Annotated in this window: 21 protein-coding genes; 7 read left to right on the top strand and 14 right to left on the bottom strand. The window is 72.7% G+C overall.

Features of this window, described 5'->3' with window-relative positions; all coding sequences use genetic code 11:
- Positions 1-112 precede the first annotated feature (112 nt).
- Positions 113-1,426: an isochorismate synthase gene (locus tag JOF43_RS15555; RefSeq protein ID WP_209903773.1), complete on the top strand. Its 1,314-nt coding sequence runs from the start codon at positions 113-115 to the stop codon at positions 1,424-1,426.
- 42 nt (positions 1,427-1,468) lie between these two features.
- On the opposite strand, the gene JOF43_RS22700 is transcribed toward JOF43_RS15555, so the two are convergent.
- From JOF43_RS22700 to JOF43_RS15540, 3 genes are all read right to left on the bottom strand, one after another.
- Positions 1,469-3,184, bottom strand: a complete 1,716-nt coding sequence (locus JOF43_RS22700) for a S1C family serine protease (RefSeq protein ID WP_245354572.1) — start codon at positions 3,182-3,184, stop codon at positions 1,469-1,471.
- 23 nt (positions 3,185-3,207) lie between these two features.
- On the bottom strand, positions 3,208-4,917 hold the full coding sequence (menD, locus tag JOF43_RS15545) for a 2-succinyl-5-enolpyruvyl-6-hydroxy-3-cyclohexene-1-carboxylic-acid synthase (RefSeq protein WP_209903771.1): 1,710 nt from the start codon (positions 4,915-4,917) through the stop codon (positions 3,208-3,210).
- A gap of 239 nt (positions 4,918-5,156) precedes the next feature.
- Entirely contained in the window at positions 5,157-6,134 is a 978-nt protein-coding gene (locus tag JOF43_RS15540; protein ID WP_209903769.1) for an o-succinylbenzoate synthase, read from the bottom strand.
- A gap of 121 nt (positions 6,135-6,255) precedes the next feature.
- Between JOF43_RS15540 and JOF43_RS15535 the strand changes: the two genes are divergently transcribed.
- The 3 genes from JOF43_RS15535 to JOF43_RS15525 all read left to right on the top strand — a co-directional run bounded on the left by JOF43_RS15535 (position 6,256) and on the right by JOF43_RS15525 (position 9,645).
- Entirely contained in the window at positions 6,256-7,251 is a 996-nt protein-coding gene (locus JOF43_RS15535; protein ID WP_209903767.1) for a 1,4-dihydroxy-2-naphthoyl-CoA synthase, read from the top strand.
- A 4-nt stretch (positions 7,252-7,255) separates the two neighbouring features.
- The gene (locus JOF43_RS15530; RefSeq protein WP_209903765.1) at positions 7,256-8,566 is read left to right on the top strand and encodes an AMP-binding enzyme; all 1,311 of its coding nucleotides are present in this window, start codon (positions 7,256-7,258) and stop codon (positions 8,564-8,566) included.
- Positions 8,567-8,748: 182 nt separating this feature from the next.
- Positions 8,749-9,645, top strand: coding sequence for a 1,4-dihydroxy-2-naphthoate polyprenyltransferase (locus JOF43_RS15525; protein WP_209903763.1), 897 nt, complete (start codon positions 8,749-8,751; stop codon positions 9,643-9,645).
- Positions 9,646-9,765: 120 nt separating this feature from the next.
- Here JOF43_RS15525 and JOF43_RS15520 read toward each other — a convergent pair whose 3' ends face one another.
- A complete protein-coding gene (locus JOF43_RS15520; protein ID WP_209903761.1) occupies positions 9,766-10,215 on the bottom strand; it encodes a DUF4229 domain-containing protein in 450 nt (149 codons plus the stop codon).
- Between the two features lie 75 nt (positions 10,216-10,290).
- Between JOF43_RS15520 and JOF43_RS15515 the strand changes: the two genes are divergently transcribed.
- A complete protein-coding gene (locus JOF43_RS15515) occupies positions 10,291-10,644 on the top strand; it encodes a PLDc N-terminal domain-containing protein (RefSeq protein WP_209903759.1) in 354 nt (117 codons plus the stop codon).
- 75 nt (positions 10,645-10,719) lie between these two features.
- Here the strand turns inward: JOF43_RS15515 and ccsB are convergent, their stop codons facing one another.
- From ccsB to JOF43_RS15485, 6 genes are all read right to left on the bottom strand, one after another.
- Positions 10,720-11,790, bottom strand: coding sequence for a c-type cytochrome biogenesis protein CcsB (gene ccsB / locus JOF43_RS15510; protein ID WP_209903758.1), 1,071 nt, complete (start codon positions 11,788-11,790; stop codon positions 10,720-10,722).
- Positions 11,787-13,580, bottom strand: a complete 1,794-nt coding sequence (gene resB, locus JOF43_RS15505) for a cytochrome c biogenesis protein ResB (RefSeq protein WP_209903756.1) — start codon at positions 13,578-13,580, stop codon at positions 11,787-11,789. The genes ccsB and resB overlap by 4 nt, the downstream gene beginning before the upstream one ends.
- Positions 13,580-14,416 carry a cytochrome c biogenesis CcdA family protein gene (locus tag JOF43_RS15500; RefSeq protein ID WP_209903754.1) on the bottom strand — a complete coding sequence of 279 codons (837 nt, stop codon included), beginning with the start codon at positions 14,414-14,416 and terminating at the stop codon, positions 13,580-13,582. Before JOF43_RS15500 ends, resB begins: the two co-directional genes overlap by 1 nt.
- Positions 14,413-15,009, bottom strand: a complete 597-nt coding sequence (locus JOF43_RS15495) for a TlpA family protein disulfide reductase (protein ID WP_342592205.1) — start codon at positions 15,007-15,009, stop codon at positions 14,413-14,415. The genes JOF43_RS15500 and JOF43_RS15495 overlap by 4 nt, the downstream gene beginning before the upstream one ends.
- A complete protein-coding gene (locus JOF43_RS15490; protein WP_209903752.1) occupies positions 15,006-15,653 on the bottom strand; it encodes a histidine phosphatase family protein in 648 nt (215 codons plus the stop codon). The genes JOF43_RS15495 and JOF43_RS15490 overlap by 4 nt, the downstream gene beginning before the upstream one ends.
- Before the next feature lie 87 nt (positions 15,654-15,740).
- Positions 15,741-16,289 (bottom strand): MarR family winged helix-turn-helix transcriptional regulator, encoded by a 549-nt coding sequence (locus JOF43_RS15485; RefSeq protein WP_209903750.1) that lies wholly within the window; start codon positions 16,287-16,289, stop codon positions 15,741-15,743.
- 125 nt (positions 16,290-16,414) lie between these two features.
- On the opposite strand from JOF43_RS15485, the gene JOF43_RS15480 reads away from it, so the two are divergent.
- Both JOF43_RS15480 and JOF43_RS15475 read left to right on the top strand, forming a co-directional pair.
- The gene (locus JOF43_RS15480) at positions 16,415-16,945 is read left to right on the top strand and encodes a YceI family protein (protein ID WP_209903748.1); all 531 of its coding nucleotides are present in this window, start codon (positions 16,415-16,417) and stop codon (positions 16,943-16,945) included.
- Between the two features lie 201 nt (positions 16,946-17,146).
- The gene (locus tag JOF43_RS15475; RefSeq protein ID WP_209903746.1) at positions 17,147-17,452 is read left to right on the top strand and encodes a glutaredoxin family protein; all 306 of its coding nucleotides are present in this window, start codon (positions 17,147-17,149) and stop codon (positions 17,450-17,452) included.
- A 113-nt stretch (positions 17,453-17,565) separates the two neighbouring features.
- Here the strand turns inward: JOF43_RS15475 and JOF43_RS15470 are convergent, their stop codons facing one another.
- From JOF43_RS15470 to JOF43_RS15455, 4 genes are all read right to left on the bottom strand, one after another.
- Positions 17,566-17,664 (bottom strand): 30S ribosomal protein bS22, encoded by a 99-nt coding sequence (locus JOF43_RS15470; RefSeq protein WP_076808172.1) that lies wholly within the window; start codon positions 17,662-17,664, stop codon positions 17,566-17,568.
- A 130-nt stretch (positions 17,665-17,794) separates the two neighbouring features.
- Entirely contained in the window at positions 17,795-19,507 is a 1,713-nt protein-coding gene (locus JOF43_RS15465) for a GTPase family protein (RefSeq protein WP_209903744.1), read from the bottom strand.
- Positions 19,504-21,267, bottom strand: a complete 1,764-nt coding sequence (locus JOF43_RS15460) for a dynamin family protein (protein ID WP_209903743.1) — start codon at positions 21,265-21,267, stop codon at positions 19,504-19,506. Before JOF43_RS15460 ends, JOF43_RS15465 begins: the two co-directional genes overlap by 4 nt.
- Before the next feature lie 56 nt (positions 21,268-21,323).
- Entirely contained in the window at positions 21,324-22,589 is a 1,266-nt protein-coding gene (locus JOF43_RS15455; protein WP_209903741.1) for an acetoin utilization protein AcuC, read from the bottom strand.
- Positions 22,590-22,592 lie beyond the last annotated feature (3 nt).

The following is a 22,592-nucleotide window of genomic DNA, read 5'->3' as shown; positions in this document are numbered from 1 at the left end:
CCGCGCACGGGGTCGCGGTCCATGGTCGCACCTCGACGGGTCGAGGCCGCGCATCCGCGGACGGGACGCGGGTCACGGCGCGCGGCGGGTCCGGTGTCGCATAATGACTCCGATGCCCGCCCCGAACCTGAGCCCCGAGGACACCGATCACCCGGTGACGCTGACCGTCCGCACCCTGCGCCTCGACGAGTCCGTCGATCTCCTCGGCCATATCCCCACCGATGTCAGCGGCGCCTGGCTGCGCCATGGACAGGGCATCGTCGCCCTCGGGACGGCCTGGTCCGTGCGGACTGCGGGCCCCCACCGCTTCGCCGCCGCCAGCTCCGCGTTCCAGGCCCTGGCCTCCCGCGCCCGGGTGGACGACGAGGTGCGCACCCGCACCAGCGGTCTGATCGCCCTGGGCAGCTTCTCCTATGCCGACACTTCCGAACGCAGCTCTCAGCTGACGGTCCCACGGGCACTGCTGGGCGTGCACGACGGGGAGTCCTTCCTGACCGTGGTCGGGGTCGACGAGGAACCCGTCCTGCCCACGTCCTGGCGCGACCTGTTCCCCTCCACCCCGGTCGCGCCGACGACGGCCGACGCGCTCGAGGTCGAGGCGGACCACACCCCCGACGAATACCAGTCGCTGGTCGACGAAGCCGTCGCCGAGATCCGGCAGGGCCGCGCCGCCAAGGTGGTGCTCTCCGAGCGCACCACCGTCCGCTCCGCCGACCGCATCCGGCCGGCGGTGCTGCTGGCCCGCCTGGCCCGCGCCTACCCGAGCACCTGGGTGTACCACCTCGAGGACGTGATCGGCGCGAGCCCCGAGATGCTGGCCCAGACCGAGGAGGGTCGGGTGTTCTCCCGGGTGCTGGCGGGCACCCGCCCCGTGGCCGACGACGGCGAGCTCGACGAGGTCGACCGCCGCGCCTTCCGGTCCGACGCGAAGGAGCTGTCCGAGCACGCCTTCGCCGTGGACTCCGTGGTCGAACGCCTGGCGGGCCTGGCCGAGGACATCGAGGTCTCCCCCGAACCGTTCGTGCTGCGCCTGCCGGGCCTGGAGCACCTGGCCTCGGACGTCTCCGCCCGCCTGCGCAACGGCGTGACCAGCCTGGACGTCGCCTCGCGTCTGCACCCGTCGGCCGCCGTCTCGGGCACGCCACGGGAGGTGGCCGACGAGATCATCGCCCGGCTCGAGCCCCATGATCGCGGCGGGTACGCCGCTCCCGTGGGCTGGATGGACGGCCGGGGCGACGGGCAGTGGGCGATCGCCCTGCGGATGGCGCACCTGAGCGATGACCGCTCGGTGACGCTGCAGGCAGGCGGCGGGCTGGTGGCCGCTTCGGATCCCGTCTCCGAGCACGCCGAGGTGCTCGCGAAATGCCGACCGATGCTGCGGGCGCTGCGGGGCGAACCCCACGAGGAGCCGCCCGAGCTCAGCTGAGACCGCCGGGCGCGGCCGCGAGGCGCGCAGGCGTCGGTCGATTCAGGACGGGCTGCTGGCCAGGGTGATGTCCAGGGACTGCTCGTCCTGGCCGCGCACCACCGACAGGGTGTGATCGGTGCCGACGGCCATGCCGCGGACGATGCCGGTCAGGGCGGCGGCCCCGCCGACGTCGGTCTCGTCGATCGCGGTGATCAGGTCGCCCTTGCGCAGGCCGGCCTCCTCGGCGGGACTGCCGGGCTCGACGCTGACCACCTCGGCACCGTGGTGGGCGACGTTCCCGAGCGTGACCGTGCCATCGGTGCTGGTGACGCCCAGGAAGGAGTGGTCGGCCGTGCCGTCCTCCTGCAGCTGCTCGGCGATCATGGTCGCGGTGTTCGCGGGGATCGCGAAGCCCAGGCCGATGCTCCCGGCCTGGCCCGAGGGGTTCGGGATGCCGGCGATGGAGGAGTTGATGCCGATCACCTGGCCGGCGGCGTCCACGAGCGGGCCGCCGGAGTTGCCGGGGTTGATCGCGGCGTCGGTCTGGATCGCGGAGGTGTAGGTGGAGTCGGAGCCGCTGGGGTCGCCGCCGGTGGCCGTGACCGGCCGGTCGAGGGCGGAGACGATCCCCGTGGTGACGGTGTTCTCCAGGCCCAGCGGCGTCCCCAGCGCCATCACGGGCTGCCCGACGGCGACGGTCGCGGAATCCGCGAAGGTGGCCGGCTGGAGATCCTCCGGCGGGGAGTCCAGACGGATCACCGCGAGGTCCGTGTCGGCGTCGGTGCCGACGATCGAGGCGCTGTAGCTCAGACCGTCGCTCATCGTCACCTGCACGGACCGCGCGCCCTCGACGACGTGGTTGTTAGTGAGGATCGACCCGTCGCCGTCGAGCACCACCCCGGTGCCCTGACTGGTGCCGGCGCCGGTGGAGACCTGGATCGCCACCGCGCTGGGCGAGACCTGCTCGGCGACCGAGGCCCAGTCGGGGTCATCGACCGTGGAGACCGAGGCGGGGCTGGCGTCGGCGCTGGTCTCCGGGGCCTGCTGCGCGGTCGACGTGGGCTCGGGGGTCAGGAGCTGGTCGTAGGCGACGACGCCGCCGAGGGTCAGACCGCTGGAGACGAGCATGCCGAGGGCGATCAGGCCGGTCACTCCGCCCCAGCCCGGTCCGCGACGGCGCGAGGTCGCGGCGGTCGAGGAGCTGGAGGCGGTCTGGGTGCCTCCCCCGTAGGGGTCAGCGTAGGTGGAGGGGAAGGCGGCGGTGTCGCGGTCCTCCGTCGGGAACGTCCACGGCGCCGCTGCGCCAGCGGAACGGTCCGAGTCCGGCGAGGCAACGGGATCGGCCGGTCCTGCGGACCACGGATCGCCGGCCGGCGTCGTCGGGCCGCTGTCCGGGGCGCCGGATCCGACGCCATAGGCTCCTGCGGTCCCACCGGGCCCGCCGAACCCGCCGTATCCGTCGGACCTGCCGGGGCCGCCGTACCCACCGGTAGCGCCATATCCGTCGGCCCCACCAGCCGTGCCATATCGGCCGGACCCACCGGCGCTGCCGTATCCGTCGGACCTACCGGTCGCGAGCGGCGGGTCGAGCTGCTCGGTGGGCGGTGTGTCGGCGGTATCGGCCGGGCCGGCCGACGTCGGCGTCGCGGCCGGACCGTTCGGACCGCCCGGTGTCGGGTCGCCGTAGCCGAAGTGCGGCAGGCCCTGCTCGGGCGGCCGAGGGGGCCGGTCCTGCGGGGTCTCGTACGGGTCGCTGAAGTCCTTCATGTCTGCCATGGGAACACCTCCACCACCAGGTTCTAAGAATGCGCGCTGTGCCCTTCCTGGACAAGGAACACCCGCAGACCGTGACCCGGCTGTGTCAGAGCTGTGGCGAGGCTGTCGGCAGTGAGCCGGTGCGCCTGCGCGCCCAGCGCCTCCGCCGCCGCGGCGATGTCCGTGCCGTGCGGGGTGGTGAAGAAGCGTCGCAGGAGCGCGGCCGGTGCCGCGGCGTGCTCGAGCCCGGAGAAGATGCGGCCGCCGCCGTCGTCGACGACGATCACGTCCAGCCGCGGGGTCCGTTCCTCGGGGCCGATGATCATCCCGGTGAGGTCGTGCAGGGCGGTGAGGTCGCCCATCAGCACGCGGACCTGCCCCGCCGAGTCGTCGGCCCCCTGCTGGGCGAGGGCGATGCCGCCGGCCATGGCGGTGGTGCCGTCGATGCCGGCCAGGCCGCGGTTGGCGATCACGCGGCCCACGGTCGGCCCGGCATGCTGCTCGAGGTCCCGCACCAGGCTCGAGGAGCCCAGGACCAGAGTGTCTCCCTCCCCCGTGGCCGCCCAGACGGCGAGCGCCGCGCGCTGCTGCCAGTCCGGGGTGCTCTCCGGGAGGTTCTCCGCGGCCTCCTGCCACGCCGACAGGTGCGCGCGCCGGCGGGCGCGCTCGGCCACGTCCGAGGGGTCCGCTTCGTCCTCGCCGGTCGCAGCGGGAACCACGAGCCGGGCCCGCCGGGCGGCGTCGGCCCAGTCGGGGTGCGGATCGACCACGACGACCTCGACGTCCTCGGCCCCCAGCAGCGCGCCGACCACGGGCCGGGACAGCGTCGGGTGGCCCAGGACGATCGCGCGGTCGGGGCGCAGCGGATGCTCCTGATCGGCCATGATCTGTGCGAGGAGCGCCGGATACCCGGGGACGAAGGAGGAACCACAGCTCGCGCCCGAGCTGGGCTCGGCCAGCAGCGGCAGCGAGTGGTGCTCCGCGAGCTCACGGGCCGCGATCCCGGCACCGTCCCCGGCCACCACGACGGTGCGGGAGGAGATCGGCACGGGCTGCGGAGTCGGCGGTGACGGGCGGACGCGTCGGGTGAGCACGAGAGGCGGGGCGTGATCGGTCTCGGCCGTGGGTGCGGGCGGCGTCGGCGAGGGCACGAGCGGGTCCCGGAAGCCGAGGTTGACGTGCACGGGGCCGGGATGGTCCCCGGTCGCGGCGGCGACGGCCCGGGCGATGGTGGAGACCGCGGTGCGCAGCTCGACGGGGGTGGCGCCGGCCGCGGTCGGGGCGGGCAGGTCCGCATCGAGACGGGTCAGCCCCCGGTACATCCCGGCCTGCCGCGTGGTCTGGTTCGCGCCGACGTCGCGCAGCTCGGCGGGACGATCGGCGGTCAGCACGATCAGCGGGATCCGGGAGTGATGGGCCTCCATGACGGCGGCGTGCAGGTGGGAGGTCGCGGTTCCCGAGGTGGTCGCGACGACCGCAGGGTGCGTCGGGTCGTGCCGGGACAGGCCCAGGGCGGTGAAGGCCGCGGCGCGCTCGTCGATCCGCACGTGGGCGCGGATACGACCAGCTACCGGCGGTTCCTCGAGTCCGTAGACCAGCGGAGCCGAGCGTGATCCGGGTGCCAGGACGGCTTCGGTGACGCCGAGCTCGGCCAGGGCGCTCCACAGCGCGATCGCCTGGTCGACCGCTCCGGATCCCGTCGGGGTGGGCAGGGGGATCCCGGCGGAGTGGTGGGTGTGGTCGCTGGCAGGCATGGACCGAAGCGTATCCAGCCCGCCTGCGGGATGTCTGCCTGCCGAGTATTCGTCGAGCAGCTCGGGGCAGGCGCCGCCCGGCTGCCCGGCGTCGCATCTGGTCGCGCCTGGAGCCGTGCCCTGCGCAGCTCCTCGAGCCGCCATGCTCCGAAAAGTGCCATGAAGCTGGAACCATTCTCGACGCAGCGTGGCGGAAGCGCAGCGTGGCGGAAGCGCGGCGGGACGAAGAGCGCGCCACCTCACAGCACGGCGGCGCACGCTTCCAGGCGCTGCTGCCAGTCGGTGGCGAGCTCGGACGGTGCGGCGTGCCGCTCGAGCAGATCGGGAGCCGGCTCGGGCCGGGCGACGGGAAGCGTGCCGCCGTCGGCGCGCAGCGGGTCACCGACCAGATCCCCGGTGAGCAGGGTGGCGGTGGCGAGGCCGCAGGCGTAGGGAAGCTCAGGCAGGGCGGCGGCGAGCGCGAGCCCGGCGCTGAGGCCGACGCCGGACTCCAGGGCGGAGGAGACCACCACGGGCAGCCCCGCCTGCTCGGCCAGATCGAGGCACCGCTGGACACCTCCGAGCGGCTGCACCTTCATGACCAGCACGTCGGCCGCCTCGGCACGGGCCACGCGCAGCGGGTCCTCGGCGCGGCGCACCGACTCGTCGGCCGCGATCGGCACGTCGAGCGCGCGGCGCAGAGCGGCGAGGTCCGCGATCCCGGCACAGGGCTGCTCGGCGTACTCGAGTCCGCCGGCGGCCCGGTCCAGCACGGGCAGGGCCTGAAGAGCCTGCTCGAAGGTCCAGGCGGCGTTGGCGTCGACACGCAGGCGAGCATCGGGCCCCAGGGCGTCGCGCACGGCTTCGAGCCGTTCGGCGTCCTCGGCGAGGCTCGATCCGGGATCGGCGACCTTGATCTTCGCGGTGCGGGCGCCGCCGACCGTCGCGATCCGGTGGGCCAGCACGGCGGGCACGACGGGGATGGTGGCGTTGACGGCGACCGCTTCGCGGACCGCCGTGGGGCGGGGCTCTGTGGCGTCGGCGAGCGCGGCCCGCAGCCACTGCGCGGACTCCTCGGTCCCGTAGTCCCAGAAAGGGGAGAACTCGGACCAGCCGGCTGGGCCGTGTAACAGGACGCCGTCGCGCTCCGTGATGCCGCGGAAACGGGTGGTCATGGGGATCGTCCACGCGAGGCCGCGGTCGATGCCGCGCTCGCGCAGGGCGGTGGGGATGCGCATCTCTCGAGGCTATCGGGCCGGTGCACGAGCGGCGAGCCGGGAGGGGCCCGCATGATCCACCCGATACACTCCGGCTCGATGACCGGGACCGGAGTACTCTGACCGGACTACCCTGAGTGGCATGACGACCGCCCCGGATCCGCTGCCCCGCCAGGTCTCCGAGACCTTCGACCCCCGATCGTGGCGGGAGGTGGCCGCTTCCGAGCACGGCGGGCCGGCCTTCACCGACATCACCTATCACCGGGCCGTCGATCGGGTCGACAGCCCGGACGGCGAGCGGACCAGCCACGATCTGCCGACGGTGCGGATCGCCTTCGACCGGCCCGAGGTGCGCAACGCCTTCCGGCCGCACACGGTCGACGAGCTGTACCGCGCTCTGGACCACGCCCGTCTGGACACCGCAGTGGGAGTCATCCTGCTCACCGGCAACGGGCCCTCCCCCACGGACGGCGGCCGCTCCTTCTGCTCCGGCGGTGACCAGCGCATCCGCGGCCGCGCCGGCTACGAGTACGCCGAGGCCGAGGAGCTGGGCGAGACCGGGCCGGTGCGCACCGCCTCCAGCGGTCGCCTGCACATCCTCGAGGTGCAGCGCCTGATCCGCACCATGGGGAAGGTCGTGATCGCCGTGGTGGGCGGCTGGGCCGCCGGCGGCGGGCATTCCCTGCACGTGGTCTCCGACCTGACGATCGCCTCCCGGCAGCACGCTCGTTTTATGCAAACCGACGCGAACGTCGGCTCGTTCGACGGCGGCTACGGCTCCGCGTATCTCGCCAAACAGGTCGGTCAGAAGCGCGCCCGCGAGATCTTCTTCCTCGCCGAGGAGTACTCGGCCCAGGACGCCTACGACTGGGGCGCCGTGAACCGGGTCGCGGACCACGAGCAGATCGAGACCGAGGCCCTGGCGATGGCCGCCCGGATCGCGACCAAGTCACCGCAGGCGATCCGGATGCTGAAGTTCGCCTTCAACCTGGCCGACGACGGTCTCATGGGCCAACAGGTCTTCGCCGGCGAGGCGACGCGCCTGGCGTACATGACCGATGAGGCCGCCGAGGGACGCGACGCCTTCCTCGAGAAGCGTTCCCCCGACTGGTCGCAGTTCCCCCACCCGCAGGGCTGAACGGATGACGACCACGCCGTCGGACCCGAGCGCCACCCCCGGCCCGCCGTGGCTGGTGCCGCCGGAGCACGACGCCTCCGCCGCCTCGCTGGCCGCGCACTCCCGCGCGATCGGCGACGCCATGGCCGGCACCGCGCGACTGTGGCTGGGGCCCTTCCCGCCACCGGCCGCGCTGCCGGCCGGCTTCGAGGACACCGCGCTCGTGGTCCCCACCTCCGGCTCCACCGGCACCGCGAAGGCCGTCGCCCTGACGCGCGCCGCACTGCTCGCCTCCCAGGATGCGACTGCGGCGCTGCTGGCCGACGACCCTGCCGCCGCCGAGACCGGTGGGCACGGCTTCTGGCTGCCACTGCTGCCGCCGACGCACATCGCCGGCGTGCAGGTGATCGCACGTGCCCACCGCACCGCGCAGACGCTCGGCCTGGACGCCCCGGCACTGCCCGCTCCCCTGCCGGACCTGCGCGGCCACTTCGACTCCGCGGCCTTCCTCGCCCTCGCCGAGCCGGCGCTCGCCCAGGCCGAGCTGGCTGGGCTGCCGGCATTCACCTCGCTCGTCCCCACCCAGCTGACCCGCATCGTCACCGGTGCGACCGGTGCCGATGCTCGGGCTCGCGCACTGCTGAAGCGCTTCGCCGCCGTACTGGTCGGCGGCGCGGCGACCAGCCGGGAGGTGCTCGCGAAAGCCATGGCCCAGCGGATCCGGGTGCGCACCACCTACGGCTCCTCGGAGACGGCGGGCGGCTGCGTCTACGATCGCACCGCGCTGCCCGGGGTCAAGCTGCATCTGCAGGCGCCCGACGCCGCCGGGGCCGGGCGTCTGGTGATCGCCTCACCCACCCTCGCGCTCGGCTACCTGACCGCCGACGGCGGCACCGACACGACGCCCTTCACGGAACCCCGGCCCGGCGAGCCCCGACGCACCTTCACCACCTCGGATCTCGCCGAGCTGGACGCGGACGGCGCGCTGACCGTGCTCGGCCGGGCCGACGACGTCATCAACACGGGTGGGCGCAAGGTCCTCCCCCAGGACGTCGAGCGCGCCATCGAACGCTCCCTGATGCTGCAGGGGCTGGTGCGCGCCAGCATCGTGGTCGGCGTGGACGATCCTGACTGGGGGCAGCGCGTCGAAGCGCTCGTCACCCTCGAGGGCAGTGCGGAGCCCGCCGAGGCGACGGCCCTGGTGCGCTCGGCCCTGCGCACCAGCGAGGTACCCGCTCACATGATCCCCAAGCGGGTGCACGTGATCGGGGAGCTGCCGATGCTGGGGATCGGCAAGGTCGATCGCGACGCCGCCCGGCGACTCGCCGCGGGCTGAGGTCACCCGCGACCGAGCCTGCATCCCGGACCCCGGGGGCTGCCGATGGATTGTTGCCTCAGGACCGATCCACGGCGAAACATCGGTCCGGAGGCGGCAATCCGTGCCTGGCCACGCCCGCACCGGGGAGTATCCTCGGGGAGGCCGTCGACCGGGCGGCTGCAGAGCGCACGAGGAGCATGATGGCCAGCCTGTCGCAGTGGGTGCAGGGTGCCCGCCCCAAGACCTTGCCGGCCGCCCTGGCCCCCGTCGCCGCCGGGACCGGTGTCGCGATCTGGCAGCTGGGAGAGCAATCGGGCACCGTCGACTGGGCGCTGGTGGTCCCCAGGGCCCTGCTCGCCCTGGCCGTCTCCTTCAGCCTGCAGATCGGCGTGAACTTCGCCAACGACTACTCCGACGGGATCCGGGGCACCGACGACGACCGGGTGGGCCCGTTCCGCCTCACCGCGTCCCGTGCGGCCGCCCCGGGCACCGTGCGCACCGCCGCGATCGGCTCTCTCGCCGCCGGCGCCGTGTTCGGCCTCGTGCTCATCGCGTTGGCGCAGATCTGGTGGGCGCTGCTCGCCGGAGCAGCCGCCCTCGCCGCGGCCTGGTTCTACACCGGTGGCAAGAAGCCCTACGGCTATCTGGGGCTCGGTGAGCTGTTCGTCTTCGTCTTCTTCGGGCTGGTCGCCGTCAACGGCACCGCTTACGCGATCACGCCCCATCCGAGCTGGGTCGCATTGCTGGTCTCGTGCGCGATCGGGCTGCTGGCCGTCGCGCTGATGCTCACCAACAACCTGCGCGACATCCCCACCGATGCCGTCTCCGGCAAGCGCACCCTCGCGGTGCGGCTCGGGCAGCGCGGCACCCGTGTGCTGCACACCGTGACGGTGCTCGCGCCCTTCGTGCTCATGGTGCCCGTCATGGTGGCGCAGTGGACCGTGCTGCTGGTGCTGCTGGCGCTGCCGCTCACGCTCGGACCCGTGCGCGCAGTGCTCGGCGGAGCGAGGGGCCGGGACCTGATCCCCGTGCTCGGCAGGACCGGACGGCTCGAGCTCGTGTTCTCGCTGCTGCTCCTGCTCGGCCTGTGCCTGTGAGACCCCAGGGCCCGATCGGCTGAGAGCCGCGGCGGCGACATCGCGCGGCACGCGAGCATCACCCCCGTCTCTCGGGTACGCGAGGAGCGTGCCCGTTCCCGAGCCCGGAGCCGACGAGGTTCAGTCGCGCCGCGACCTGGAGCTCGCGGGATCCTCCGCGGAGTCCTCGCCCTCGGTGTCACGGGCGTGCGCATCCCCGGAGACGCCGTCGGCAAGATCGGGCAGCTCCGTCGGTCCTGCGGTCCCGTCCACTCCTGCGGCCCGGCCCTCCTGCTCCTCGACGTCAGCACCGTCGGGCGTCTCACCCTCGGCATCGAGGGCCGCGTCCTCCGCCTCGGCGTCCTCGTCCACGGGTTCGCCCTTGCGCGCGCGGCGCCGTTCGTCGGCCGCCTTCCACCGCAGCGCGGCGGAGGAGCGCAGGCGATCGAGGAAGAGGATCGAGATCAGCATTGCGATCAGCGCCGCCAGGACGGCCGCCAGCATCACCCCGACGTCGACCAGGGTGAGCAGCCACCAGATCCCCACCCACAGAATGAGCCGGATGACGGCGAACAGGGCCATGTCTCGCATGGGCCCAGGGTAGTTCTCCCACATGAGTGCTCTTCGACCCTGCTGCCGATCAGGTCCACTTACTACACTTCGGCCATGATCAAGGGGTTCCTGGCAGTGCTCTCCATCGCGCTCACGGTGTTCGCCCTCGCCGACTGCGTCCAGACCGAGAACGACAAGGTGCGGGGCATCCCGAAATGGGCCTGGGTAGTCCTGGTGGTGCTGCTGCCCTGGGTGGGACCGATCACCTGGCTCGTCGTCGGCAAGGACCGGCAGGACGGGAACGGGATCGACCGCCCCCGGCGCGACGGGCCGACAGCACCCGACGAGGACCCCGACTTCCTGCGCCGGCTCGACGAGGACATCCGCCGCGAGCGCCGGGAGCGTCAGCGCCGCGAACAGGGCGAGCAGGGCCCGGACAGCCCCTCCGGAGGGCCCGCGAGCACCTGAGCGGCCCCCGACTCACGCGATGTGGCCCCGGCCGGACGTCACCGTCCGACCGGGGCCACAGCCGCCAGGTACTGCTCAGAGACCGGAGTAGGAGTGCAGGCCGTTGATGACCGTGTTGACGATCGTGTAGTTGAAGACCACGGCCACGAAACCGGCCAGGGCGAGGCCCGCGGCGCGGCTGCCGCGGAATCCGCCGGTGGCCCGGGCATGCAGGTAGGCGGCGTAGATCACCCAGATGATGAAGGTCCACACCTCCTTGGGGTCCCAGCCCCAGTAGCGGCCCCAGGCCTCGCGGGCCCAGATCGCGCCGAAGATCAGGGTGAAGGTCCAGCACACGAAGGCGACGGAGTGGATCCGGAAGCTCAACCCCTCCAGCACTGCGGAGCTGGGCAGGCGATCCAGGACATGACCGAAGCGCCCCCAGTGCTCGGGGAACTCCTCTCCGGCCTCGGCCTTCTCCACCAGCGCGCGCTCATGGCGCGACTGCAGCAGCTGCATCGCGGCGACGACGGCGCCGAGGATCGACAGTGCGGTGGCCACGATGGCCACGGCGATGTGGATGTAGATCCAGTGCGAGTTCTGCAGGCTCGGGGTCAGCTCGGCGGCCGGGACGATCCACAGGGTCTGGGCCAGCAGCATCACCAGCAGCACGGGCCCGACGACGAAGGTGCCCAGCGCCCGCAGCTCGGCCCGCTTGATGCAGAAGATCAGGAAGGCGGCCATCACCACGGCGGTGCTGGTGGTGGCGAACTCGTACATGTTCGCCCAGGGGACGCGCTGGGTGGCGATCGCGCGGGTCGCCACCCCCGTGATGTGCAGGACGGTCGCCGCTGAGGCCAGGACGAAGGCGAAGGTCTGCGCCGTCATCGTCCCCGCGGTCCCGGCGCTCTCACCCTCGGTCCTCGCCGCGTCGTCGGCGGTGGTCGTCAGCGGGCCCGAGGCCCCGGACCCGCCGGCGCCGACGGCCGCGGGCTGGGCGACGCGTGCCGTGTCCGGCTGGGCCTCGCGCGCCGCCAGGCGCTCATCGCTGCGACGCTGCGAGGTGGAGGCGAGGTCGGCGGCGAAGCCGATCAGCGCGAGCACGTACAGCACGATCGTCACCACGATGACGAGATTCGAGATCTCCGCCAGCTGCTGGTCAATCACTGTGCACTTCCTTCGTGGGGTGGATCGGTGGCCGCGTCCGGCCCCGTCGTCTCGGAGGGCCCTCGCCCATCCTGCTCCGCGGAGAGCTTCTCCGCCAGGGCCTTGACGTCATCGGGCAGCGCCGGATCGTCGCTGCGGGCGAGCCCGGCGACCTCCAGCACGGTCACGCCGCCGGTCCCGTCGGCCGGGCTCACGCGCACCCAGAGGCGCCGGCGCGGCACGAACAGCGACAGGATCAGTCCGCCGACGGCGACCAGGGCACTGACCAGCACCCAGCGCTCGAACGGATCATGGGCGACGTCGAAGGCGGCGTAGCGACGCACGCCGTCGAAGGTGAGCTCGGAGCCGTCGGGCATCTCGAAGCGCTCTCCCGGCGCGAGCTTCATCAGCATCGGTGAGCCGTCCTCGCCCGTGACCTGGTCGAGGGTGGAGACGTCGACCTCATAGGCGTTCTGCGGGACGCCCGAATCGAGGCCGAGATCACCGTGGTAGGCGGTCAGGGCCAGCATCGGGTTCATCAGATCGGGGTAGATCGAGCGCGGGCCCTGCTCGTCGATCTGGCCGGTGGGCAGGAAGAAGCCGACCACCGCGGTCTGCTCGGGCTGCGCGTCGGGTGCCTTGATCACGAGCTGGGAGGTGTACCCCGTGTCGCCCATCGGCACCGTGATCACGGGCCCCTCCGCCACCACGTTGCCCTCGGGGTCGGTGAGCGTCACCTCGGGGGCGTACCCGTTGCCGAGCAGGTACATGGAGCTGCCGTCGACGTGCAGGGGCTTGTTGACCTGCAGCGTGCGCTCCTCGTGCTTCTCGCCCGGCGTGGTCACGGCGATGTCGGCCTCGAAGGACAGCGGCTCGCCCACCCGGCTCTCGTCAGCGCCCTGGAGCACGTACTCGGCGCGGAAGTCCTCCAGGGTGAACTGGAAGGGCGGGAGGGAGGTGGGTTCGAACCAGGCGCCGGAGTCGAAGGAGTCGTACTGCGTCAGGGAGTTGGAGAACCCATCGCCCTCGACCACGGTGATCTGACCGCGGTAGCTGGTCAGCTGGCCGCCCGCGACGCAGATCAGCACCCCGACCAGGGCGATGTGGAACAGCAGGTTGCCGCTCTCGCGCAGCAGGCCGCGCTCGGCGCTGACCGAGCGCGAGGCCTTCTCCTCGCGCACGACGGTCCGGTAGCGCGAGCGCCGCAGGGAGCGGTGCGCGGTCTCGAGCAGGGCGTCGGCGTCCGCGTCCGGCAGCTCGAGCCGGGTGTACCCGGTGAAGCGGGTCAGTCGGGAAGGGGTGCGAGGCGGCTTCGCCCGCAGCTGGCGCAGGTGCACGCCCACCCGCGGCACGATGCACCCGATCAGCGAGATGAACAGCAGCAGGTAAATCGCCGAGAACCACGGTGAGGAGAAGACGTCGAAGAAGCCCAGCGTGTCGAGGATCTCGCCCCAGCGGCCGTTCTCCTCGAGGAACTGCTCGGTCAGCGAGGGGTTCACGCTGCGCTGCGGGTACAGCGAGCCGGGCACCGCCGCGATCGCGAGCAGCATCAGCAGTATCAGCGCGGTCTGCATGCTGGTCAGCTGGCGCCACAGGAACAGCAGCGTGCCCCGCAGTCCGAGGGCGGGGGCGTTGGCGCCACCCTTCGGTGGCCTGGGGCGGTCCTTGTCGCGCTTGCTGCTCCAGGTGTCGGCGGCGGCGTCGGCCCCGCCGGTGCCCCCGGTGCTGGAATCGGTGCTCGGGTCGCTGTTCAGGGTCTGATCCGTCCTGTCCGGGGCCGCGGGGGTCCCGTCGTCGTCGTGCTCGTGCATCACACCACCGGCTCGAAGGTCGCGATGAATCCCTGCAGGTCGCTCATCCACGCGGACCACACACCGGTCATCAGCAGCACGCCGATCGCGATGAGCAGTGCGCCGGAGAGGAGTCCGATGGTGCGGCGGTGCCGCGAGAGCTTCTTCGACAGGCCCAGGGCCCGGTCGAACAGCAGGGCGAACAGCACGAAGGGGATGCCGAGGCCCAGCGAGTAGGCCAGCGCCAGGACCCCGCCGCGCAGTGCGGCGCCGTCGCCGCCGCCGTCCAGGGACAGGGCGACGATCGCGGCGTAGGTGGGGCCGATGCAGGGGGTCCAGCTCAGTCCGAACACGAGCCCCATCAGCGGGGCGCCGAGGAGACCGGCATCCGGTTTCTTGCTGGTCAGCGGACGGTTCGCGCCGAGCCCGGGGAACACGCCCATGAAGACCAGGCCCATCAGCAGCACGATCGCGCCCGCGACGCGGTTGATCCAGACGCTGTATTCCTGCAGCAGGTAGCCCATCGCGCCGGCGAAACCGCCGAGGATCATGAACACCACGGCGAAGCCGGCGACGAACAGCAGGCTGCCGGCGAGCATGCGACCGGTCCCGGCGCGCCCGCCCGAGGGGGCGGCCCGGCGACGGCCCCCGCCCGTGCGCCTTCCGGCACCACCGGCGGTGACGGCGCCCTGCCCGGCGAGCCCGGAGACGTAGCCGAGGTACCCGGGCACCACCGGCAGCACGCACGGGGAGAGGAAGGCGACCACTCCGGCCGCGGCCGCGACGGCCACGGCCAACAGCAGGGACCCGGACAGTGCTGTGGCCTGGAAGGCGGCTCCGACCTCGGCGGTGATCATTCGCCCAGCACCTTGTCGATCATGGCGCGCAGCGTCGAGGGGTCGATGGCGCCGGAGATCCGTGCGGCGACCCGCCCTTCACGGTCCAGCACCAACGTGGAGGGGACGGCGTTCGGGGCGACCTGGCCCCGCAGCTCGTACATGATCTCCGCGTCCTGGTCGGGCAGCGAGGGGTAGGTGATCCCGTAGCTCTCCTCGAAGGCCTTCGCGGGGCCGGAGCCGTCGCGCACGTTGATGCCGATGAAGGAGACGCCCTGGTCGGCGTACTCCTCGTGGATGGCCTGCAGGTCGGGGGCCTCCTGGCGGCACGGCGGGCAGGAGGCGTACCAGACGTTGACCACGAGCAGCTCTCCGCGCTGGTCGACGGAGGAGAAGTCCTCGCCGTCGAAGGTGGTGCCGGAGAACTCGAGCGGTTCATCGCGCTCGGCGGGAGCGATCTCGGTGGTCACGCCGTCGCCGGAGACGTATCCGGACTCGTAGCGTCCGCTGGCGTCGGATCCGCAGGCGGCGAGCAGGAGCCCCGAGGTCAGGACACCCGCGGCACCGAGCAGGCCGCGGCGCGTGGGGCGCGGCGGGCGGGACGGCGCGCTCACGTGAGCTTCCCCCCGGTGGCGTCGACCGCCCCGGCGTAGAGCTCGGCGGCGGGCTCGGCGTAGGAGACGTCTGCCAGGTGGGGGCCGACGAAGCGCAGGCTGGTCACCGAGCACAGTCCGCACTGGCGGCGCCGCGGGTCGTGGAACAGGGGCTTGCCCTCGGCGCTGCGGCGGGTCACCCAGATCGGCAGCTGATGCAGCACCAGCACCGCCTCGTGGCCCTCGGCCACGGCGCGGGCATCGTGGACGGCCGCGGTCACGCGCGCGACCTGCTCGCGGTACGGCTCTCCCCAGGAGGGGCGCAGCGGATTGAGGAACCAGCGCCAGTTGCGGGGATCGCTCAGCTTCGCGGAGCCGTATCCCATGCGCTGTCCCTCGAAGCGGTTGCCGGATTCCGTGATCCGCTGGTCGGTGGTGATCTCGAGGCCGTGCGCGGCCGCGATCGGCGCGGCGGTCTGCTGCGCCCGCAGCATCGGCGAGGAGCGCACCAGCGTGATGTCGGAATCGGCCAGATGGTCCCCGGTCCGCTGCGCCATGGCCTGCCCCCGCTCGCTCAGGCGGTACCCGGGCAGGCGTCCGTACAGGAGGCGTTCCGGATTGTGCACCTCGCCATGACGGACGAGGTGGACAGTGGTGGTGGTCACGGGTGCGCGGTCCTCATTCAGGAGATCATGCGGGAGCGATGCGGTCGGCCGGGCCGAGCCGCCTCACGGTACCAACCGAATCTCCGATCAGAGCTGAGAGGCGCGATCGACGTGAGGAGCCGGACTCCCGATCCCGATCGGGGCGTCCTCGGGCACGGCACGGCCCAGGATGCGTCCCAGCTCGAGGAAGTCGTCGTGGCCGACGACGTCCAGCAGCAGCTCGCGCACCGAGCGCACATGGGTGGGCGCCGCCTTCTCGAGCAGGGCCATGCCTGCCTCCGTCAGCTGTGCCTGCCGCCCGCGACCGTCGTCCGAGCAGCGCACGCGCTCGACCAGCCCGCGCTTCTCCATCCGGGAGACGGTGTGGGTCAGGCGCGAGCGGGAATGGACCACTCGGTCGGCGAGCTCCGACATGCGCAGGAAGCGCCCCTGCGCCTCGGAGAGCCGCACCAGGATCTCGTACTCGCCCAGCGTCAGGTCGATTTCCGTATCGGCCTGCAGCGCCTCCGAGAGGCGGTCGTTCAGCAGGGTGGTGGCGTAGAGGAAGCTGCGCCAGGCGGTCTGCTCCGTCCGGGTCAGCCAGAGATCCTCCGGCCGCGAGGCCCCGTCCTTCTCGATTGACTGCGTGGTGTCCATCACTGTCTCCTGTTCCCGAGGTCCTGCCTCTTGCATCGCCTCCGAGTATAGTTTAGGTTTCAAGCATACGCCTCGTGATCGTCCCCTCGGTCACAGCACCGCATCCGACCTCAAGGAGACCTCGCATGAACGACCTGACCCCCGGCACCTGGACCCTCGATCCCTCCCACACCTCGGCCAGCTTCGCCGTGCGTCACGCCGGCATCTCCAAGGCCCGCGGCCAGTTCACCGACGTCGAGGGCACCCTCGAGGTCGGTGAGGGCGGCGAGAACCTCTCCTTCACCACCACGCTGAAGACCGAATCGCTCACCACCTCCAACGAGGACCGTGACAACCACCTGCGCAGCGGAGACTTCTTCGACGCCGAGGCCTTCCCGGAGATCACCTTCTCCTCCACCGAGGTCAAGGGCGACACCCTCGTCGGCGACCTGACGATCCGCGACACCACCAAGCCGGTCACGCTGGACTTCTCCTACGAGGGCGCTGCGACCGACCCCTTCGGCACCTACCGCGCCGGCTTCACCGGCGAGACCACGATCTCCCGCAAGGAGTTCGGCCTGACCTGGAACGCCGCTCTCGAGGCCGGTGGCGTGCTGATCTCCGACGAGGTCAAGATCTCGATCGAGGCCGAGTTCACGGCTCCGACCGCCGCCTGATCTCCTCCACCTCCCCCGCGGGCACGTGCTCCCCGCCGCGGGACCTCGACGGGCCGTCCGCTCACCGCTGGCGGCCCGTCGTCGTCGACGCACGCGCGCTGTCTGCACGACACCCCTTCCGCTTCGTCCTGTCAGCACGTCCTGGTGCTTCCCGGTCCGGTCCCGTTCAGATACCGCCGTGCTCTCGATAGGGTGCCTGCCATGACCGCTGCTCGCATCCCCTCCCCCGCCGATCCGGACGCCCGGGTCCTGTACCTGACCCGCGAGGGCTGCCACCTGTGCGAGGAGGCGCTGCCCGTGGTCCGGGCCGAGGCGGATCGGGCGGGCACCACCGTCGAGGTGCGCGACATCGACACCGACGAGACGCTGCGTGCCGACTGGGACCACGACGTCCCGGTGATCATCGTCGACGGTGCGGTCCACGCCCGGTACCGCGTCGACGGCGATCAGCTGCGCGGTGCGCTCCGGAAGCGTCCGTGGTGGCGCCGCCTCACCGGTCGCGCCTGAGAGCCGGCGACTGCGGGCGCTCTCACCACAGCGTCGGGACCTGCGACGACACCCGGGTCCGTGACAGCAACGGCCCCCGCCATCGGCGGGGGCCGTTGCGCGTCAGGCAGCGCTCACTTCTTGTTGCGGCGCTGGTGGCGCGTGCGACGAAGCAGCTTGCGGTGCTTCTTCTTGGACATGCGCTTGCGTCGCTTCTTGACGACAGAACCCATAGGAAGCCTCAGTTCTGCAGGCCAGCGCCTGCGGGGATGATGCGGTGGATCAGGATGCGCGGCCCGCGGAGACTGCACAGAGGACTGCAGAGGTACTGCGCGGGTCCGACGCCACGGTCGACCAGTCATCCTACACGGGCGAGGTGGGCATCTCCCCGTGCGCGAGTGCGAGATCCCTCGCAGCCGCAGCGGCCCGGGCGAGCTCCGCGTCCACTTCCTCGACGACGTGCTCGTGGGTGACCTCCTGGACCCGGGACCGCAGCACCCGGCGAGCCCGACGACGATGCCCGATCGCCGTCACCGCCGCGAGGCCGCCGCCCGCCAGGCCGATCAGGATGCCGGCGGCGACGCCCAGCACCAGCAGCGCCGTGGGCAGCGGGATCGGGATCCACAGCTCCTCGATCATCGGCATCGGCGGCGCGGGGACCTGGAGGAAGGCCAGGAGGACGTTGAGGGTCAGCCAGGCGAGGCCCACCACCCAGGTGAGCATCGCCAGCCACTGCAGCACATCGAGCACGGGCCACCACCACGAGCTGCGGCGCGCCCGCAGATCCGCGCCGGCCACCGCCTGGTCGAGGGCGTCGGGCAGCTCGTCCTCCCGGGCGCGGGCCGCCCCACGGACCGCGGCCCGCCAGGGATCGCTGCCCCCCAGGGAGGCGGCGTCGGCGAATCGTCGCACCCCGCCCGAGGCGCGGGCCCGCGTGGCGGCGTCGGCCTCGGGCAGCGAGGTGCGCTCCAGCCCCTCGCCGTCTCGCTCTGTGCCGATGCCCAGGCGCCGCAGGGGGTCCGGGCGCATCTTCCGCGCCCAGCGCAGCGCCGGCCAGCCGACGCGCCCGGAGGCCCGGAACCGGTAGGAGGCGCCGACCGCCCGGGCGACCGGGTCGATGCGGGCGGCCGTGGCCAGATCCTCGACGAGCACCTCGATCTCTGTCTCCGGCGCCTCGGGCGGAAGCCCCTCCGGGTCTGCCGCCTCCCGCAGCCGGTCGGCGCCCTCGCGGACGTCGGCGCGCTGGCGGGCCGCGGCGGCCTCGCGACTGCGGGCGAGGCCGACGAGGTGCTCGCGCAGGTCCTCGACCCCCTCCCCCGTGCTCGCCGAGGTCGCGAACACGCGGGCCTCCTCGAGACCGTCGGCGTGCGCGATCCGCGTGAGCGAGTCCACCACGTCCTCGCGCTCCGCGGCGCGCAGCCGATCGAGCTGGTTGAGGACCAGCACGGTGACGGCGTCGTGGCCGGCGAACCGGCGCACGAACTCCTGGTGCAGGACGGCGTCGGCGTACTTCTGCGGATCCGTCACCCACACCAGGACGTCGACCAGTCCGGTCATCCGCTCGGCGATGGCCCGGTTGCCGGCCTCCACCGAGTCGAGGTCGGGCAGGTCCAGCAGCACGATGCCGGGGGCGGTGTCGGGTTCCTGACGTCGGGCGCGCCGGCCCCGCTGCCCCGGGAGCGCCGCGGTCTCGAGCGCGATGCCGGTGCCGTCGAGGTGGTGGCGATCCTCCACCTCGAGCCAGTCCAGCAGCGCATCGCTGTCGGCCGCGCCGAGCACCGCCGCGACCGGCACGGAGGTGGTGGGCCGGCGCACCGCGGCGCGGGAGATGTCGGTGCCCACCAGGGCGTTGACGAGGGAGGACTTGCCGGAGCCGGTGGCACCGAACAGACCGATCACGGTGTGCTCGGCCGAGAGTGCCCGGCGGCGGTCCACGCGCGAGAGCATCTCCCGCACCGCCTCCACCTCGCCGCCCGCCGCGACGCCGTCGAGCACGTCGGCCGCCCGGCCCAGGGCGTCGAGGCGCTCGGCGAGGGGCGTCTGCTTCGGCGCGGAGCGGGACAGCAGGGGGCTCATGCGGTCTCCCGGATCTCGTGGGCGAGCTGCTCGAGGGCGTCGGCGTCGGCCTCCAGCTGCTCGTCGGAGCCGGCCTCACCGAGAGCGTCGAGACGCTCGAGGAAAGCGGCTGAGCGCTCGGCGACCAGGGCATCGAGCCGTGCGGTGAGACGCTCGCGGGCCACCCGGGCCATGCGCCGCACGGCCTCGTCGCCGAACACGGTCTCCAGGAGCTTCTGGCCGACGACGGCGGTGGCGGCGCCCGCCCCCACCTCGAGTCCGGTGGGGATGAAGGCGGTCGAGGCGAAGACGACGACCATCAGCGCCACGCCGACGGCGTTGACCCCGAGGGAGAGCACCCGCGCCTTGGTGCGGCGGTCGGACCCCTCCTGCCGCACCAGCTCGAGCACATCGCCCTGCCAGGCCCGGATCCCGGCCGCGACCTCCTCGCGGAAGCTCTCGGGGACCCGGGAGAGATCCTGCCCTTTGGCGAGGAACCGGCCGGAGGCGGTCGCGCGCCAGGCGGCGTCGGCCCGCTCCGCGCCCCGCGCGGTCTCGTCGATCACGACGTGCACGAGGCCGGTGCCCAGCGCCTGTTCGGCGGCGACCGAGGGGGCGGGCCGGCCCGAGATCGCGAGCCCCACGCGGTCACGAATCCGGGAGACGAGGCTCTCCAGACCGCGGAACAGCTCTCCCGTGCCGACGACGTCCTGCCAGCGGGCGAGCACCTCTCCGCGCAGCAGGGAGCCGTCGCCGAGGGCCTCGTCGATGCGCTCGCGGGACCCGGCGAAGGCGTCGGTCGCCTCCTGGCGCAGCCTCTGGCGCTCGGCCTCCTGGGCGCCTGCGTGCTCGGCGATCTGCCGGGTCGAGGAGGCCAGGGCGGTCACGGCGCCGGCGAGGGTGCGGCGGGCGATGCGGCCGCGTCCCTCGGCGTCGGCGGCGAGGCGGGAGACGTGCCGCTGGAGCTCGGTGACGACGGCCGGGGGCAGCATCTCCTGCTCGTCGAGCTCGGTCTCGGGGACCAGGAACAGCCGGGTGACCTCGATGCCGCTCTGCTCGAGCATGTCGCGCAGGTCCTGCGAGAGCTCCTCGGAGACACCGGTGCCCTCCGGGATGCGATTCATGACCACGTCGACGGTGACATCGCGCTCGGCCGCGGTGCGCAGCACCTCCCAGGGCACGGCGTCGGCGTAGCGGTTCGCGGTGGTGACGAAGAGCCACAGGTCCGCGGCGCGCAGCAGCTGCCGGGCCAGCTCGCGGTTGCCGGCGGCCACCGAGTCGATGTCCGGGGCGTCCAGCAGGGCCAGGCCCTGCGGGATGCGGCTCTCGGCGTGCAGCGCGAGGCTGGTGGCGGGATCGACGTCCCCGGTGGTGTCGCCGGCGCCGGGCGCCTCGGGGTCACGATCCCCGCTCTCCCCGACCATCTGGACCCGGGCGAGGTCGGGCAGGATCCGGGTGCCGGTGAACCAGGGCTCGTCGGCGGGGTGGTGCAGCAGCACGGGCCGACGGGTGGTGGGGCGGATCGCGCCGGAGCGGCTGACGACCTCGCCGACCAAGGCGTTGACCAGGGTCGACTTCCCGGCGCCGGTCGAGCCGCCGATCACTGCCAGCAGCGGGGCGTCCAGGGACTCCAGGCGGGGGATGACGTGGTCGCCGAGCTGGGAGAGGGCCGCCGAGACGTCGGCACGGGCTCGATCGGCGCCTTCGAGGGGCAGGGGGAGGTCCAGGGCGCGCAGGTGCTCGGCGAAGGTGTCGAGCACCGCGGTCGGCTGAGTCGTCATGCATCCTCCCGGGAGGTCGTGGGACGTTCCCTGACGGGAACCTATCTCGTCGCCGCTCAGTCCAGGAACGGGTCCAGGCCCCAGGTGGGGAAGGCGCCCCGCCGTGCGGCCTGGATGGCGCGGTCCAGGGCGTCCTCGGGGTCGAAACCGCCTTCCCAGTCGCGCACCGCGAGCGCCCGGCCGTCGCCGAAGGTGCGGATCGCGGGTTCCGCGGAGAGTCCGTGTTCCCCGCGCGCTCGAGCCTCCGACTCGAGATAGGACAGCGGCAGCGGGGTGTCGGGGTCGATCGCCTCGCCGGTGGCGACCGCGAGCAGCTGGGCCCAGGAGCGCGGGACCACGTCGATGACGGCGTACCCACCGCCGCCGAGCGCCAGCCAGCGTCCGTCGCACACCTCGTCGGCCAGCTCCCGCAGCAGCATCATCACCTCGCGGTGCGCCTCGAGGGTGACGGAGAAGTCGGCCAGGGGGTCCACCCGGTGGGTGTCGGCCCCGTGCTGGGTGACCAGCAGCGTCGGCTTCACGGCGCGGATCAGCGCGGGCACGGTGGCGCGGATCGCGCGCACCCACCCGTCGGCGGTGGTGCGCGGCGGCAGCGGCACGTTGATGACCGATCCCTGGGCGCCCGATCCGCCGACGTCCTGCACGAACCCGGTGCCGGGGAACAGCCTCTCGCCGGTCTCGTGGACCGACAGCGTCACCGCCCGCGGCTCGTCCCACAGCGCCAGCTCCACCCCGTCGCCGTGGTGCACGTCGACATCGACGTACATGACGCGCTCCTCCCCCTGGGCGAGGGCATGACGGATCGCGATGGCGGGGTCGTTGTACACGCAGAATCCCGAGGCGCTCGCGGGGCGGGCGTGATGCAGGCCGCCGGCGACGTTGACCGCACGGCGCACCCGTCCCGATCCGATCGCGTCGACCGCCGCGATGGAGCCGCCGGCGATGCGTGCCGAGGCGGTGTGCATGCCGTCGAAGGCGGGTACGTCGTCCCCACCGATGCCGTAGCGGATCAGGTCCTCGACGTCGTCCTCGTCGCGGGGCCCGGAGGCGCGGCGGACCGCGGCGATGTAGTCGGCGTCGTGGACTGTGCCGAGCTGCTCGTCGGTGGCGACGCGGGGGGCGATGGTCCGCACCCCCGGGCGGTCGAGCACCCCGGCGGAGCGCGCGAGCTCGCGAGTGAGGGTGAGTCGGACCGGGGACATCGGGTGATACGGCCCGAAGTCGTACTCGCACAGCTCCTCGGACCAGACGATCCCGCAGCCGCCCGCAGCGTTCTCGTCGATCGGAGGGGCGGTCTCGTGGGTGGGCGCAGCATCGGGCATGGT

The organism is Brachybacterium sacelli, assembly GCF_017876545.1.
GTDB lineage: Bacteria > Actinomycetota > Actinomycetes > Actinomycetales > Dermabacteraceae > Brachybacterium > Brachybacterium sacelli.
This window is presented reverse-complemented; position numbering and strand designations above follow the sequence as displayed.